This is a genomic window from Pseudomonas sp. B21-041, assembly GCF_024748675.1.
GTDB classification, from domain to species: domain Bacteria; phylum Pseudomonadota; class Gammaproteobacteria; order Pseudomonadales; family Pseudomonadaceae; genus Aquipseudomonas; species Aquipseudomonas neuropathica.
Genome location: NZ_CP087175.1, coordinates 1588383 through 1603990, shown reverse-complemented (window position 1 = coordinate 1603990; position 15608 = coordinate 1588383). Strand labels below are relative to the sequence as shown.

Genomic DNA, 15608 nt, shown 5'->3' with positions numbered 1-15608 from the left:
ATCGTTCCCACGCTCTGCGTGGGAATGCAGCCCGGGACGCTCCGCGTCCCTTGCAAAGCCGAACGCAGAGCGTCCGAAGAGACGTTCCCACGCAGAGCGTGGGAACGAGCGGTGCCGCCCTCTCCCAATCCCCGTATAATCGCGCTCTTTTTCCCGAAGGCACCCCGCTCGTGGCAGACAAACGGTACAGCTGCATTGGTTTGTATAACCCCAAATCACCGGAAAACGTCGGTTCGGTGATGCGCGCCGCAGGCTGCTATGGCGTGGCCTCGGTGTTCTACACCGGCAAACGTTATGAACGCGCCGCCGACTTCGTCACTGACACCAAGCGCGTGCACTACGACATTCCGCTGATCGGCATCGATGACCTGAAAAAGATCCTCCCGCTCAACTGCGTGCCCGTCGCCGTGGAACTGGTCGAAGGCGCCCGCCCGCTGCCGGAATACACCCACCCGGATCGCGCCCTTTATATCTTCGGCCCCGAAGACGGTTCGCTGGACAAAGAGATCCGCGACTGGTGCGAAGACGTCGTGTACATCCCGACCACCGGCTGCATGAACCTCGCCGCCACGGTCAACGTCGTGCTCTACGACCGCATGGCCAAGGGCTTGAACACCCGCTCCGGACCAAAATTCCGCTAAAGCGTCGCACATCCGATGGAACGAGCTGACCGCTCCGGCAGTCAGCTTGTTTATCCATTACTCATTGCCTGGAGAAAGATCATGACCGAGCTCAAACGTGTCGAACGTATCGAATCCACCCCGTTCCAGAGCCGTTCCGAGCAGAACGTCGAAGGCTGGGAGCGCATCGGCTCACTCGCGGGCGGCGTGATCATGGTCGGTAAAGGCCTGCGCCGTGGCGGCGTGTTCGGGTTGATTCAGGTGGCGATTGGCGGCGTGGCCATGGCGCGCGGGATTACCGGGCACAGTTCGGTGAAAAGCCTGTTTGAGAAAAGTCGTCAGGACATGAACAACGTGCGGGCGAAGATCGAGCGCGCCGGAGAAGAACTGAGCAAGCTGAAAGCCAATGCCGAGGCGGCGACCAGCACCGCCACCGTGACCGGCAATGATTCGGTTAAATCGCCGAAAGCCGGGGTTTGATCCGAGAATTGCGGTGGGGCTGACGGCCTCATCGCTGGCAAGCCAGCTCCCACAGGTTCTGTGGAGACCACAGAATTTTTGCCCAGCCCAAAATCGGCTTATGGGTTGTGCACTGATTTTGTGCCCATCCCAAAGCACTGTGGGAGCTGGCTTGCCAGCGATAGCGGTATTACTGCAGTAATGCGGTATCGAGGACCTTGGAGGACTCGTCGAGCACGCTCTCGGCCAGTTGCACAAACTCTTTGGTACTCACCGTCCCCAGATGCATCGCCCCACGCAACACGTCATCCAGCGAACGCTTGTTGCGCGTCTTCAAGCGAATTTCGCGATCCAGTTCCTGCAACAGCAACACCGCTTTCGCCACCTGCGCCGGGCTGATCTGCTCGCCGCGCAACGTGGTGACTTTCTGGCCGTCCCTGGCCAGTTTCGTCTGTAGTGCCTGATAACGCTCATCGCTCATGCCGCCGGCACGGCGCACCAGTTCAATGGCGTAATACTCGGCAAAACCCTCGCTGATCCAGTCGCTGCGCTGCTCGTCGTTAATCCGCCCGAACACCTGCGCCAGCTCGCGCACCAGCGCACTGCTGCCGCTTTCGCTGACCAGCGGCAATCGCGTGTTCACGTAGATGGATTCATGTGCGCCGAGGCTGCCGCGCCACATCGGGTCATTGGCACCGACGATCAACAGTTTCGCCGGATGGCGTGGATAAACCGCCTGCACCTGCGGCCAGACGAACGTAAGCAGGGTCAGCACGTCCATCCGGCGCATGCCCTGCCCTTGCGGCGAGGCCACGGTGACTTCGGTTTCGCCCAGGCGCGTACGGCGGCTGCCGAGATGGCCGGCGAGCATCCAGCCAGTCGGACGATCAAACAGGCGTGACGGGTTGTCGATGCGGAATTTGTTCTTGCCGATGCGCGGCCAAGCGGTTTCGATACTTTTCCAGCCATCGGGCAATTCGAATTGCAGACGCGCGATCAGTTCGGTGCCGTCCTGCTGATCGAGTTTGGCTGGCGGCACCAGTTCATCGCCACGCATCAACGCCCAGTTCGGGGTCATGCGGGTGTCGAAACTGCCGTTCTTGCGCCCGTGGCTGATGCGCACGCGGTAAGTCAGGCTGGCCTTGTCACTGGTCGGGCGCCAGACGCCCCGGGCGTTTTTGCCCGGGGTCAGCAGCCAATGGCCGTCAGCCTTGAAATCGCTGTAATGGCTACCGTCGCCAAGGTCGAAATCGAGACTGCGCACCGCCTCGCCTTTGCCCAGGGTCAGGCGCACCTCGGCCTGATCGCTTTGCGGCAACAGGCGCACGTGATAATCCAGATCGACTTTCTTCGCCGCCCACACCGGGGCGCTCAGCGCCAGCAGCGCAATCATCAACGCTCGCTGCAATCCGACAGCCATACGCACTCCTTGGTAAAGCTTGAATCAGCAGGTATCAGCCCGCGCGGAAAATCAGGTGATCTTCCCAGTCATCCTCCGGCACGCTGCCTTCGGCGAGCATGCGCCCGGACTGGGAAATCCGCTCGTGGTGCACCGCATCGCGATCGCCGCAGACCAGGTGATGCCACAACGGCAGATCCTTGCCTTCGCTGACCAGCCGATAACCGCAGGTCGGCGGCAGCCACTTGAACTCTTCGGCCTGCCCCGGGGTGAGCTGGATGCAGTCCGGGACAAACTTGATGCGGTTCGGATAATCGCTGCACTGGCAGGTTTTCAGGTCCAGCAGTTTGCAGGCGATGCGCGTGTAATAAACGCTGTTGTCTTCCTCATCCTCAAGCTTTTGCAGGCAGCACAGACCACAGCCGTCGCACAGCGATTCCCATTCCTGGTGATCGAGTTGATCGAGGGTTTTGCGTTTCCAGAACGGTTCGACTTTGGCGGCCATGGCTCAAGCATCAACATCAGGTGGTGAAAAGGCCGCCAGTCTAGTGCCCAAGGCCTTGCGGGCCAAGCGTCGGCGACTGCCGGTTGCGCGGGGCTTGTCAGTTTTTGTGGCGGCGCGTAGCTTTGCCAGTCGCAAGGAGCCTTGCCCGCAAGCCATTAACGCGCGACCGCGTTGCATTGTGGTGAACCCTCAGGCTCGGAAAACCCCATCGTTCAGCGCAACTGATCCCGCCGGGTTTTCATTCAAATCCCTGACTCAACCGTAGCAAGGAATCTCTCGATGAGTGCCAACCCTCGCGTTGCCGATTACGCCATTCACCCGCAATTCACCGACCGCTGGTCGCCGCGCGCCTTCACCGGCGAAGCGATCCCGGAAGAAACCCTGCTGAGTTTCTTCGAAGCCGCACGCTGGGCGCCCTCGGCGTACAACTCGCAGCCTTGGCGTTTCCTCTATGCGCGTCGCGATACGCCAAACTGGGAGCGTTATCTGGGTCTGCTCAACGAATTCAACCGTAGCTGGGCGCAGCATGCCTCGGCGCTGGTAATCGTGATTTCGAAAACCACCTTCACTGCACCAGGCGCCACTGAAGAAACCCCGGCGCTGTGGCATACCTTCGACACCGGCTCGGCGTGGGGCCATCTGGCGCTACAAGCAAGCATCAGTGGCTGGCACACCCACGGCATGGCCGGGTTCGATCAGGAACTGACGCGCAAAGAGCTGAACATTCCTGAAGGTTATGCGCTGCATGCGGCCGTTGCCGTTGGCAAACTCGGTGACAAGGCAACGTTGGCTGAATACCTGCAGGCTCGCGAAGAGCCGAGCCCGCGCCGTCCGCTGAGCGAACTGGCGGCTGAAGGCGACTTCACCCTCTAAGCCACACCGCAAATGATCGTTCCCACGCTCCGCGTGGGAATGACTCAAGGGACGCTCCGCGTTCCAATGGGACGCAGAGCGTCCCCGGCTGCATTCCCACGCGGAGCGTGGGAACGATCTGAAGCAAGGAGATCAATATCCGCGGTTGAAATCCACTTCCCCGCGCAACGCTTCACCCGCCTGATACGCCTTCAGGTTCTCGACAAACAGCTGCACCATCAACGCCGGTGACGTCGGCGCCGAACTGTGCCCGGTCAGCAGCAAGCCCCAAGCGGTCCAGAATGGATGGCGTTGCGGCAGTGGTTCCTGACGGCAAACGTCGATCACCGCCCCCGCCAGATGGCCTTCCTTCAACGCGTCCACCAGATCGGCATCGACCACCGCGACACCGCGCCCGGCGTTGATGAACAACCCGGTTGGCTTGAATTGCTTGAACAGCGCCGCGTCGTAGATATCGTGGGTGTGTTCGGTGTTCGGCAGCAGATTGACCACGTAATCCACTTCACCCACCAGTCGCGGCAGATCCGCCATCGAACCGACCTCGACAAACGGCGCCTGCTCACGGGCGCTGCTGGCAATCCCGTACAGCTCAATGCCGAAGGGCAGCAGGAACTGCGCGACACTCTGGCCGATATCCCCGGTGCCGACGATCAGCACTTTGCGCCCGACCAGGCTCTGGCCGCTGCGGTTGTCCCATTTACGCTCGACCTGGCTGACCAGTCGCGCCAGCACTTCGCGCTCATGGCCAAGGATGTAGGTCAGCACATACTCGGCCATCACCTGACCGAAAATCCCCACTGCACGGGTCAAACGGTAATCGCGGCGCAAGCCGTCAGCGAGCAATGGTGTGATACCGGCCCAGGTCGATTGCAGCCATTGTGGCTGGTGCCCCTGGCGCAACAGAGTCGCGAGCAAATCCGGTTGGCCCAGCCACACCGGGCAATCGGCGGCCTGCCGGGCCAGCTCGGCGGAGTCGCCGCTGGTCAGTATTTCAAGCTCGGGCGCTGCCTGACGCAGCAGCCGGGCGTATATCGCGTGGTCGTGTTCAGCAATCAGAACGCGCATCTTCAAACCTTTCGCAAACCGTGCAGATGGCCGCCGGATTAAGCCGGCCATCGCGGTAAAAACAGTTCCAGGGTAAACCGAGACTCAGAACAGAGCCGCGCAGATCAGACCGGGTCGTTGCGTCGCAGCAACTCTTCGGGCAAGTGCTCGATGTACTCGTCCTCGGCCGGCGGCATTTGCAGGTGGTAGCCCTGCTTGTCGAGGTTTTCCAGGACCACGACGATGTCCTCGCTGGCCAGTTTGCGCTCAGGCGTCAACACCAGACTGAAGGCAAATATGGCTTTGCCGAAAGCCGCCATCAGGGCCTCGGGCACGCGTTCCAGCTCATCGCTCTTGAGCACATAGAGATACATGCCCTTGCGCTTCGAGCTTTGGTAAATAGAGCAAATACGTTTCAAGGCTGTTCTCCGGCGGTGGCCAGGCTGTCGAGCAGCTTCTGGCCCATGAGTTCGCGGCGCCAGCCACGCAACGACTCAGGCAATTGGTAAGGACCCTCGGGGTAGCCACTTTTGACCAGGGCTTCGAGGGTTTTCTTGCGCAGCATCAGTTCCGGGGCAATGCCCAGACGCTCGGCCTCAGCCTGGCCCAATGCGCGCAATTGTTTGATCAACGCGGCGGCTTCGATCGGCAAGGGCTCCGCTACGGCGGGCGGCCATTGATCAGGCCCCACACTGCCAGAGCGCTTGATCAGATCAAGCAGAAATTGGCCGTCCTGACGCACGGTACGCGGGTGCATGTCTTCGATTTTGCCCAGCGCCGCGAGGTTGTCCGGTTGCGTGCGGGCCAGTGGCCACAGCGAATGCTCGCGGACGATGCGGTTGCGCGGCAGATCGCGGGCGCGGGCTTCCTTTTCCCGCCAGGCGCACAGTTCACGCAGAACCGCCAGTTGCGCACGGGAGAGTTTCCACGCCAGTTTGGCCTCGCGATAGACCTCGTACGGGTCGGTTTCACGGCGCAGGTTGGCGACCAGTTCAGCGCCGTCCTCCAGCACCCAGGCGAATTTGTCGTCAGACAGTTTCGGCCGCAGCTGTACGAAAACCTCCGCCAGATGCACGGCATCTTCGGCGGCGTAGCTGATTTGCGTCTCGGACAGCGGACGCTGCAACCAGTCGGAACGGGTCTCGCCCTTTGGCAGTTCAATGCCGAGCACTTCTTGCACCAGTCGCGAATAGCCCATCGAGAAACCGAGGTTCAGGTAAGCGGCGGCCAGTTGCGTGTCGAACATCGGGGCCGGCAGGCTGCCGGTCAGGCGCAACAGCACTTCGAGGTCTTCGCTGCAGGCGTGCAGGACTTTGAGTACCGCCGGGTTCTCCAGCAACGCAGCCAGCGGTTGCCAGGCATTGATGGTCAGCGGATCGATCAGGTAGGCGCGTTTGCCGTCGCCCACCTGCAACAGGCCGGCAATCGGGTAGAAGGTGTCGACCCGCATGAATTCGGTGTCGAGGGCAACGAACGGCAGCTGCTGCCACTCGGCGCAAAACTGCGCGAGGCTTTCGTTGTCGCGAATCCAGTGAATATCGATGGCCACACGGCTCTCCCTTGAAGAATGGCGCGCAGTATATATCGCCACTGGCGATTTACGCGCCTGTGAAGGGCAAGAGCTGTAACGAAATGTCCTTCCAGAGAGCAAGAATAGTCTGACAAAAGAAGCAGAAAGCCCCGTCGTATCAGAACGACGGAGCCGATTGGCCTCAGTCCTTGGCGAGTACGCCGTCGATCACCGCACCTCGGCAACCGGCAAACATGTCCAGACCCGGCTGATAGACCTTGCTCCTGACCTCGAGCAGGCCAAGCATCGAGTGGAACAGGTTGTCCTGGCTCAGCGGTTTGTCACGGCTCATTTGCAAGCAATGCGTGTCGACCGAATAGGCCTTCTGATAGTTATCGGAGAACCACGCCAGCATCGCTACATGCTTTTGTTGCTCTGGCGCCAACATGTAAGGCGTACCGTGCAGGAACAAGTTGTACTCGCCCAGCGACTCACCGTGGTCCGACAGGTACAACATCGCGGTATCGACTTTGTCCTGATTGCTGCGCAATACATCGATCAGGCTCGACAACACATGGTCGGTATACACCAACGTGTTGTCGTAACCGTTGACGATACTTTCGCGGCTGCAATTGTTCAGCGCGTTACTTTCACACACCGGGGTGAAGTGCTCGTATTCCTTGGGATAACGCTTGAAGTATTCCGGGCCGTGACTGCCCATCTGGTGCAAAACCAGCACGGTGTCCTTGTCCAGATGGTCGATAAAACTTTGCAGACCTTGCAGGAGGATTTCGTCGCGGCACTCGCTGTTGGCACACAGCGCCGGGTCTTTCAGGTTGCTGACATCTTGCAGGGTGACCCGGTCGCAAGTGCCTTTGCAACCGGACTGGTTGTCACGCCAGATCACATCGATACCGGCACGTTTGAGCACATCGAGCAGGCCTTCCTCATTCTTCGCCTTGCTGGCGTCATAATCCTTGCGGCCCATGTTGGAGAACATGCACGGCACCGAAACAGCCGTTTCCGTTCCGCAGGAATGCACGTCAGTGAAGGCGATCAGCCCGGCTTCCTTATCGAGTGTCGGCGTGGTGTCACGGTCATAGCCGAGGATGCCGAAGTTCTCCGCCCGGGCACTTTCACCCACCACCAGCACGGTCAGGGATTTACGCGGTTGAAGCTTCACATCCGGATTGCGCTCGGCGTCCTCGCCGATCTTGATGAATGGCTGCCGCGCCGAGACTACTTGCTCACGTAGATAACCCGCCGAAGCACCGATGTAATTACTGGGCACCAGCATCAGGCGAATTTCGTGGTGATTGCGAAACAGCGATGACAAGCCCTGATAGTTGGCCAGCGCCACCCCACCAATCACCGCCACAGAAGCAACACCGACAATAACTTTGCTGATTAACTCACGATGCCAACGACGATAGTTGACTGGAACTTTCCACAACAACCAGGACGGTAATACACCGAGCAGTAGAATATAAGCAAACAACTTCAACGAGAGCAGATCACGCACTTCCGTTGCATTGGTTTCGGCAAAGTTGCGCAACATGCCGGCATCGATCATGACGCCATATTGACTCATGAAGTAAGCCACGCCGGCGCTGATCAGAAATATCACGGTCAACAGCGGCTTGAGCAGCGGACGGAAGGCGAGGACCGTCAGCACGATATTGAATGCCGCGAGAATCATCACCCCGAACGCCACACGCATGGCGATGCCCTTACCATCGGCGGCGGTGATCTCGAACAGGTGTTGCCAGAGGACAAAATTGCAGCCGATTAAAAGAAAGGCACTGGCAATTAACGTCACCCATTCCGGGCGCACGGCTTTTAACTTCAACATAGAAAGGGCGATTCCTGAAAAGAAGAGCCTCGTTCCATGAAAGAAATTTCAATTGTGAAAATTTCATTAACTAAGGCACGAGAAACTTTAAGCAGGCAACCATCAATTTTTTGTGAAAAAGACGCCAACGATTAGTTGGCTGTTGGCCATGCGATGAAAGTGTGAAGTATTTGAGAATGGTTCAGGTTTTATTCAGAAAAACAGCACGGCTGTCCATTGTGGGAGCGGGGATATCGACTTTTTAAATACTGCTGTGGATTTTCTGGTTTGCCCGAACCAGACCGCTCCGCGCTTAATCATCTGCCCCGCCCAAAGGTCTGATGATGGAAAACGTCCGCGCTACCGCTCGCCCCGCTGCCTGGTTGATGCTCGCCATCATTCTCGTAGCCCTCAATCTGCGTCCGTCGATGGCGGCAATCGGCCCATTACTGTCAGCCATTCGCGCTGACATCCCGCTGAACTTCAGCGTCGCGTCGCTGCTGACCATGCTGCCGGTGATGGCAATGGGGCTGGCGATGTTTTTCGGCATTGGCATCGGTCAGCGGCTGGGCGAGCAACGGACGGTTTTCCTGTCACTGCTGATCATTGGCCTGGCGACGCTGTCGCGGCTGTTCATCGAATCGGCCGCCGAAATGATCGTCAGCGCGGTGCTGGCCGGCCTCGGGATTGCACTGATTCAGGCATTGATGCCGACGCTGATCAAATCGCGCTTCGCCGACAATGTCGCGCTGTGCATGGGTCTGTATGTCACGTCGATCATGGGTGGAGCGGCCATTGCGGCCTCGTTCGCACCGCTGGTGATGCTGCAAACCGGGAGCTGGCGCGGCGGTTTGGCGATCTGGGCGATCCTGGCATTCATCGCGCTGCTGTTCTGGTGGTCGCAACGCAACCAGCTGTCCTCCACCGTAACGGCGACAGCCGGCAAGGATTCGTTCTTCAAGTATTCCCGTGCCTGGTTGCTGGCCCTCTTCTTTGGTCTGGGGACAGCGTCCTATACCTGCGTGCTGGCCTGGCTCGCGCCGTACTACGTGGAAAACGGCTGGAGCGAACAGAACGCCGGATTGCTGTTGGGTTTGCTGACGGCCATGGAGGTGATTTCCGGTCTAGTGGTTCCGGCTATCGCCAATCGCAGCCGGGATCGGCGTGTGATTCTGATGACACTACTGGCACTGATCATCGGCGGATTTTGCGGCCTGATCCTCAGCCCGCAACAATTCAGCCTGCTATGGCCATGCCTGTTGGGGCTGGGCATTGGCGGGTTGTTCCCGATGAGCCTGATTGTCTCGCTTGATCACCTCGACAACCCGCAACGTGCCGGTGGCCTGACTGCATTTGTGCAAGGCATTGGCTATCTGATTGCTGGTCTCTCGCCGCTGATGGCTGGAATGATCCGCGATCAACTGGGCAGCTTCGAGTGGGCGTGGTGGTCGTTGACAGCGGTAATGGTGGTGATGCTGTTGATGGTGTGGCGCTTCGATCCCCGGCATTACGCGAGGCACTTTTCCTGATCGGGCTAAGGCCTCTGGCCATCTTTCTGCGGTTTGCCCCGTGACGTCGTGTTACTAAAACTTTCTGTCCCACAACTGACTGTGAAACGTCCTACAGGGCTTTGTCCTGGCACCATCGTTCCGTTAGGATCATTCGCACACGTTTGCGCGGATTCAGCGCAAGGAGCACAGCGAGACGGAACGGATGCTGAACAGTAACTTGCTTAGAAAGCTCGACATGCAGGATCTCATGGTGTTCATCGCTGTTTATGAGCAGAGCAGCGTCACTGATGTGTCAGAAACCCTGTTCGTCAGCCAGTCCACGGTCAGTTATTGTTTGAAAAAACTGCGCACCAGTTTCGAAGACGAACTGTTTATCAACACCCGCACCGGCATGCGTCCGACCTACAAGGCCAGCACCATGTATGGCCATGTGCAGAAAATCCTCGAAAGCATCAACCTGTGCCACGCCGGTGCCCCCACGTTCGACCCGACCCGACAAGCCGTCACCTTTAATATCTGCGCCCCGGAATACTTCGAGCAACTGATCCTGCCGCGTCTGTTGAAGCGTTTCGACTTCGACGATTTGCCGGTGATGGTCAACATGCACAAGTTCGAGACCGATGTCCCGGCGGATGAGCTGCGCGACGGCAGCCTCGATCTTGTCATCAGCTTCGGCCCCAACTTCCACCGTCATCACGCTGACCTGAAATCACAAATGCTGCTGGAGGACGATCTGGTCTGCGTCTTCGACAAACGCGCCACGCCACTGGAGCCGCGCCTGAGCCTGCAGGCTTTTACCGAACGCCGGCACGTGTTCCCGACGCCATGGACGTCGACTACCAACATGGTCGATGGCTGGCTGGCGCGGCAGGCGCAGAAGCGTCAGATCGTCGCGCGCTCGAACAGCTACAGCGCGGCATTGAAAATGATCACGGGGACCGACTTCATCCTCACCCTGCCCCGCCGTATCCAGCGTTTACTGACCAACGAGGCGGTGTTCAATCACTGCGAGGCGCCAAATGGCTTGCCGGGCTTTACCCTGGACATGCAATGGAGCCAGAGCGTTGATCAGGACAGCGCCAATCTGTGGTTGCGCGAGCAGGTGGTCAAGGTGTGCAGCGAACTCGAAGCGGCCTGAGTCCTACACGCCAATAGCGGTTTTGCTGTAGGACTCGCGATCCATGTCGACCAGTTCGACACACAACTGCACCTCGACACCGGCCGGCCATTCGCACAGGTCCTGCAAGACTGCCAACAGGCTTTCTGACAACTGCTTCTTGATCTGCGGCGAACGCCCGCTGAGCAGCGCCAGCTTCACATAGACGAAGGCGCGCTCGGCCATGGCGGTTCCGACCTTGAAGGTCTCGACTTTCACCGCACGGCTCTTGATATCGAACTCCGCCGCGAACTGACCAGAGCCCACCAGGGTGTTGTTGAGCCGCATCAACGCTACATCGGCGTTCAACTGCGGCAGGTTGGCGGTGTATTCCATGTGCAGGTGTGGCATTGCAGGTCCCCAGTCAGTTGGCAGAAAGGTCGTACATATAGCACATGCGGTTCACACTAACCCCTGTAGGAGCTGTCGAGTGAAACGAGGCTGCGATCTTTTGATCTTGAGATTTGAAGATCAAAAGATCGCAGCGTGCCGCAGCTCCTACAGGGGGAGTGTTATAGCTCAGGATGGCGTCAGTGGCCGTTCGCTCATGAACTGCTCCAGCCTTGAGCGCAACCAGCGCTCGGCCGGGTCGCTGTCGACGTGGCTGAGCCAGACCATCGACAAATCCAGCGTCGGTGTTTTAAACGGAAACGGCTCCTTAAACAGCAATCCGGAAGTGGCCATGGCTGCCGCCGTGTAATCCGGCAGACTGGCGATCAGGTCGGTGCCGGCCAGTAGCGCCGGCAACGCGCTGTATTGCGGTACCGACAGCACCACTTGGCGAGTACGACCGAGTTCGGCCAGCCACTCATCGGCAAAACCACTGACGTTGGCCGTGTGCGAAACCAGTACATGGGGGCGCGCGCAATATTCATCCAGCGTCAGCGGTGTATCGCTGGCGTCGGCGCGCAGGATGCTCGGCTGAATGTGCCGCAGCAGTTTGCGCTTGGCATTGGCCGGCAGGCCCCGGGTCTGGCTGATGCCGACCGTGATATCACCCGCTGCGAGCAGATCGGGGATGCGCCAGTAATCGACGTGTTGCACCACGAACACCACGTTCGGCGCTTCCTGGCGCAACGCACGCAACAGCGGCGGCAACAGGCCGAACTCGACGTCATCGGACAGACCGATGCGAAAGGTCATGGTGCTCACGGCCGGATCGAAATCGCGGGTCAGACTCAGCGCGACCGACAATGAGTCAAGCGCGGGCTTGAGATGGCGGAAAATATCTTCGGCACGCGCTGTCGGCTCCATGCGGTGGCCGACACGGATGAACAGCGGATCATTGAGCATGGTGCGCAAGCGATTGAGCGCCGAGCTGATGGTCGGCTGGCCGAGAAACAGCTTCTCGGCCGCCCGGGTCACGTTGCGTTCGAGCATCAAGGTCTCGAACACCACCATCAGGTTGATGTCAGCCTTGCGTAGTTCATTGCGGTTCATCCATTGCCCCCTGCCCCCCGGAATACCGGCAGTGTAGAAAGCGCAGGGCCCCGCCGTCCATCGCCACGCAGCGTCAGTTCACCGTCAGGCGTTTCAAGCCCAGCGCCATGATCCGTGAATCATCATTGATGCCCAATTGTTCCGGGCTGATGGCGTCGGGCAATTGCAGCTCGATCGTCAGGCGATCGTTGTCTGCCAGATGCTGACGGATCGCAGGACTGATCGGGATCTCCAGATGATTATCCTGATGTTGCACCAGCCGCGTGCTCAGTACCTGCTCGCCATTCAAACTGACAATCACTCGCTGCGCCGGGTGTTGCGGCAAAACGAATGCCATGACCTCCAGCGCAATCGAGCGCGCCTCGGGTGACACCCGCAAGTCGACCTGCGCCTGCTGTCCCGCCGACCATGTACCCCAGTTTTCCGGGGTCGACCAACCGCTGGTCAACTGCCGGGCGGAGTAGTTGAAGATCAGCGCCTGACCGGGACGCATCAGTGCCAGCAATGACATTCGGCGTCCTTCATCAGGCACGCTCAGGCACTGCGAGCAACGCTTCCAGCCCGGCGCCAGCACCACCAGACCATCCACTCGGGTCAGCAGATCCGTTTCACTGTTGACGCTTTTGGCGGCATCGGCCAGCACGGAGTCGTCGAGGATGTACAACGAGTCGGCATCGTATTGCCCTGATTCGAGCATGTGCTGCGTTTTCTGCCGAGCCTGATCCAGCGCTGTGGAACTCATGCGTCCCAGATAAACAGCGTCGGTTTTCAGACCATGGGTCGCAGCGAAATCGGCAATCACTTGCCAGCGTTCGGACTGATTCTGTGGCATCAGACTGCGCACCTTCGAGTAATGCGCCGCCGCACTCGCCCAGAATGGATCACGCATCAGCGTTGGCCATTGTGCGGAGGGCGTCATCATTTTGCTGTTGCGCAAGCCCATCCAGCCGTTGCGTGTGTCGACAATCTGTATCGTCAATGCCAGCGCCAACAACGCGACGACGATACGTGGCCGGTAACCGCGCACCAGCAGGAACATCACCATCAGGATGAGCGCGTACAACACGGGCCAGAACATCCGCCCCGACGCGCGAAAAATATTGGCCAGTTTGAGGGCGATTTTCGGCAGCGGATAGCTGAACGTGTGCGCGCCGACACCGATCTGGTTCGATAGCGCAAACAACGATAAACCGATCAACGCCAGCAACAGCCAAGGGCGAACGCGAAGCTCATCCTTCAGCGGCTGGCGATTTCTAAGCAAGGCAATCAGCGCCAACGGCACCAGCAACAGCACACCCAACCCCGGATAATTAAAGCCTTCGTAATCGCCGCTGGCTTTTGGCAGATCCGGCAAGATGAACGACCAGCCCGCTGGATCGAGTGGCGACAACAGGTTCATCCGGTACAACCCGAAACCGCCGGATTGCCCGCCGTCGGCAATGGCAAAGTAACCGGCCTGCCAGCAACACACACTCACCACGGCAAACAGCGAAACGCCTTCAAGCAGCCCCTGACGCCGAGTCAGTTGTTGGCTGAAAGTTTTGCCGAGCAGATCTGCTACCCAGATCAGCGCCACCATCGCCAGCAGGTACGCATGCACCATCGCCGTCACCGCCAGTAACGCGCCCCAGGCCAGGCGTCGTCGAGACAGGTTCGGCAACAACGCCAGGTACAGCGCCGCCAGAATCAGAAAATGCCCGGACAGGGAAAGGTGTCCGCCCATGCGCAGAAACATCGGCGGTGAAACCACCAGCAAACCGGTACCCAGCAAACGAATCAGCGGATTGCCGGTCATCAGCCCCAGCAGTTTCCAGGCGAACCAGGCTTGCAGCACGAAACACGCCAGCAGCCACAGACCGAAATACTGGAAGGTCGCCGGCAACCACGCATTGAACGGTTTGAACAGCAACGCCAGCAGCGGATTGGAGTCGGAAAAGATGATCGAACTGCCCAGCTCCAGACCATAGGAAGGGTTGAGTCCGAGCGGAAAGATCCAGGGTGAATGACGAAAATATTCCCAGCCCAGATAATGCGTCGCCGGATCGCCCTGCTCCAGCCAGGCAATGTTTTGCGGATCCAGCGCTTGCGGTCCGATCACGCAGAAAAATGCCAGAACGCCAAGCAGTAAAGGCAACACGCCCAGCGCCGGATGGTTTGGTGACGCCTTCATCGATAGGTCCAGAAATTGTGCAAGACAAAGGTGAACGCCGGAATCGTCAGCGCCACCGCAACAATGCCCAGCAGATAGTGCAGCCCGGCAACCTGCGCGGCCCAGGCAACGAACATCGCGAGGAAAAAGCCGCCCACGGACACCAGCAGAAAACGCAGCAGCGTTCGTCCGCGCAAGCGGGCAGAAAAACTCCAGGTGGTGTTAATCACGTAGGAAACCACCGTCGCCACGGCAAACGCCACGCCATTGGCCAGCGGCGGTTGCGCAGTAATGAAGTTGATGAACAGCACCGCCACCAGCGCATGCAGCGCAGTGACAAACAGCCCGGTCACGGCAAAGCGCAAACCTCGCTGAATCAATGCTGTTTTTTGCGCCGAGGTCACGGTTTGCGCGCCAGCACGAACACACTCAACCCGGCCAGACGGTTGATGCCCATCAACGGCAGTTCAAGACTGCATAGCGTCTTGAGAACACCGTTCACCAGCGGATGATGACGCTTGAGCTGTGAACGCGGCGTTTGGGCTTGTGCGCCTTGCGGCAGCAAGCGCAACGCCGCAGCGATCGGAAACACCGCACCGAAATAATAGGCACCGCGCTGCACCGTCAAACCGGCATCACGCGCCAAGGTTTCGAACTGCGCCAGGGTGTAGCGGCGCTTGTGCTCGAGAAAGTCATCGTGGCCACTCCACAAGAACTGGAATGCCGGTACCGTCATCAGAAACCTGCTGCCCGATGGCACTTTGTCGACGTACATCTTGAGCAGACCGAGGTCATCATCGACGTGCTCCAGCACGTCCATCAACAACACCAGATCGGCCTCGATGGTTTCGATCCCGCGACGGTAGTGCACCGGTTTACCGGCGGTGGTCGCGCTGGAGTCGGCGGGGTAGCTGATATCCACGCACCATGCTTCGCGTGCATCGGTGTGCGTCAGCAAATGGTGGGAGAAAAATCCCGAGCCGGCACCGACATCGAGGATTCGGCTGATGGGTGCATCTCTCAGCAAACGCCGGGTGGCGGCGGCTTTTGAGCAGTAATACCAGTGCTCGTTGATGGCGTCGCCGAGGATGTCGGTTTCCTTGAGATCCAT

At 59.1% G+C, this 15608-nt stretch carries 16 protein-coding genes; 5 read left to right on the top strand and 11 right to left on the bottom strand.

Annotation, left to right across the window (positions count from 1 at the left end; genetic code table 11):
• Window positions 1-170 precede the first annotated feature (170 nt).
• Both LOY43_RS07140 and LOY43_RS07135 read left to right on the top strand, forming a co-directional pair.
• Window positions 171-641 carry an RNA methyltransferase gene (locus LOY43_RS07140; RefSeq protein WP_007911337.1) on the top strand — a complete coding sequence of 157 codons (471 nt, stop codon included), beginning with the start codon at window positions 171-173 and terminating at the stop codon, window positions 639-641.
• A gap of 81 nt (window positions 642-722) precedes the next feature.
• Window positions 723-1100 (top strand): DUF2892 domain-containing protein, encoded by a 378-nt coding sequence (locus LOY43_RS07135; RefSeq protein WP_095049253.1) that lies wholly within the window; start codon window positions 723-725, stop codon window positions 1098-1100.
• A 169-nt stretch (window positions 1101-1269) separates the two neighbouring features.
• Here the strand turns inward: LOY43_RS07135 and LOY43_RS07130 are convergent, their stop codons facing one another.
• Complete coding sequence (locus LOY43_RS07130) at window positions 1270-2499, bottom strand: hypothetical protein (protein WP_095049252.1); 1230 nt, start codon at window positions 2497-2499, stop codon at window positions 1270-1272.
• A gap of 34 nt (window positions 2500-2533) precedes the next feature.
• Window positions 2534-2983, bottom strand: a complete 450-nt coding sequence (locus LOY43_RS07125; protein ID WP_093438229.1) for a YcgN family cysteine cluster protein — start codon at window positions 2981-2983, stop codon at window positions 2534-2536.
• A 279-nt stretch (window positions 2984-3262) separates the two neighbouring features.
• Between LOY43_RS07125 and LOY43_RS07120 the strand changes: the two genes are divergently transcribed.
• Window positions 3263-3856 (top strand): nitroreductase family protein, encoded by a 594-nt coding sequence (locus tag LOY43_RS07120; protein WP_258709401.1) that lies wholly within the window; start codon window positions 3263-3265, stop codon window positions 3854-3856.
• Window positions 3857-3988: 132 nt separating this feature from the next.
• Here LOY43_RS07120 and LOY43_RS07115 read toward each other — a convergent pair whose 3' ends face one another.
• From LOY43_RS07115 to LOY43_RS07100, 4 genes are all read right to left on the bottom strand, one after another.
• Window positions 3989-4921, bottom strand: coding sequence for a D-2-hydroxyacid dehydrogenase (locus LOY43_RS07115; protein ID WP_095049250.1), 933 nt, complete (start codon window positions 4919-4921; stop codon window positions 3989-3991).
• 104 nt (window positions 4922-5025) lie between these two features.
• Complete coding sequence (locus tag LOY43_RS07110; RefSeq protein WP_093438239.1) at window positions 5026-5319, bottom strand: YcgL domain-containing protein; 294 nt, start codon at window positions 5317-5319, stop codon at window positions 5026-5028.
• Window positions 5316-6449 (bottom strand): ribonuclease D, encoded by a 1134-nt coding sequence (gene rnd / locus LOY43_RS07105; RefSeq protein ID WP_093438244.1) that lies wholly within the window; start codon window positions 6447-6449, stop codon window positions 5316-5318. Before rnd ends, LOY43_RS07110 begins: the two co-directional genes overlap by 4 nt.
• A 163-nt stretch (window positions 6450-6612) precedes the next feature.
• Window positions 6613-8262: a phosphoethanolamine transferase gene (locus LOY43_RS07100; RefSeq protein ID WP_258709400.1), complete on the bottom strand. Its 1650-nt coding sequence runs from the start codon at window positions 8260-8262 to the stop codon at window positions 6613-6615.
• A gap of 323 nt (window positions 8263-8585) precedes the next feature.
• On the opposite strand from LOY43_RS07100, the gene LOY43_RS07095 reads away from it, so the two are divergent.
• Together LOY43_RS07095 and LOY43_RS07090 are read left to right on the top strand one after the other, a co-directional pair.
• Window positions 8586-9770 (top strand): cyanate transporter, encoded by a 1185-nt coding sequence (locus LOY43_RS07095; protein WP_258709399.1) that lies wholly within the window; start codon window positions 8586-8588, stop codon window positions 9768-9770.
• 184 nt (window positions 9771-9954) lie between these two features.
• Complete coding sequence (locus tag LOY43_RS07090) at window positions 9955-10890, top strand: LysR family transcriptional regulator (RefSeq protein ID WP_095049246.1); 936 nt, start codon at window positions 9955-9957, stop codon at window positions 10888-10890.
• 3 nt (window positions 10891-10893) lie between these two features.
• On the opposite strand, the gene LOY43_RS07085 is transcribed toward LOY43_RS07090, so the two are convergent.
• The 5 genes from LOY43_RS07085 to LOY43_RS07065 form a co-directional block, all read right to left on the bottom strand.
• Window positions 10894-11259: a 5-carboxymethyl-2-hydroxymuconate Delta-isomerase gene (locus LOY43_RS07085; RefSeq protein ID WP_093438263.1), complete on the bottom strand. Its 366-nt coding sequence runs from the start codon at window positions 11257-11259 to the stop codon at window positions 10894-10896.
• A gap of 168 nt (window positions 11260-11427) precedes the next feature.
• Window positions 11428-12348, bottom strand: a complete 921-nt coding sequence (locus tag LOY43_RS07080) for a LysR substrate-binding domain-containing protein (RefSeq protein WP_007911372.1) — start codon at window positions 12346-12348, stop codon at window positions 11428-11430.
• Window positions 12349-12421: 73 nt separating this feature from the next.
• On the bottom strand, window positions 12422-14518 hold the full coding sequence (locus LOY43_RS07075) for a DUF6311 domain-containing protein (protein WP_095049245.1): 2097 nt from the start codon (window positions 14516-14518) through the stop codon (window positions 12422-12424).
• Entirely contained in the window at window positions 14515-14901 is a 387-nt protein-coding gene (locus LOY43_RS07070; protein ID WP_258709398.1) for a GtrA family protein, read from the bottom strand. The genes LOY43_RS07075 and LOY43_RS07070 overlap by 4 nt, the downstream gene beginning before the upstream one ends.
• Window positions 14898-15608 carry a bifunctional 2-polyprenyl-6-hydroxyphenol methylase/3-demethylubiquinol 3-O-methyltransferase UbiG gene (locus tag LOY43_RS07065; protein WP_258709397.1) on the bottom strand — a complete coding sequence of 237 codons (711 nt, stop codon included), beginning with the start codon at window positions 15606-15608 and terminating at the stop codon, window positions 14898-14900. The genes LOY43_RS07070 and LOY43_RS07065 overlap by 4 nt, the downstream gene beginning before the upstream one ends.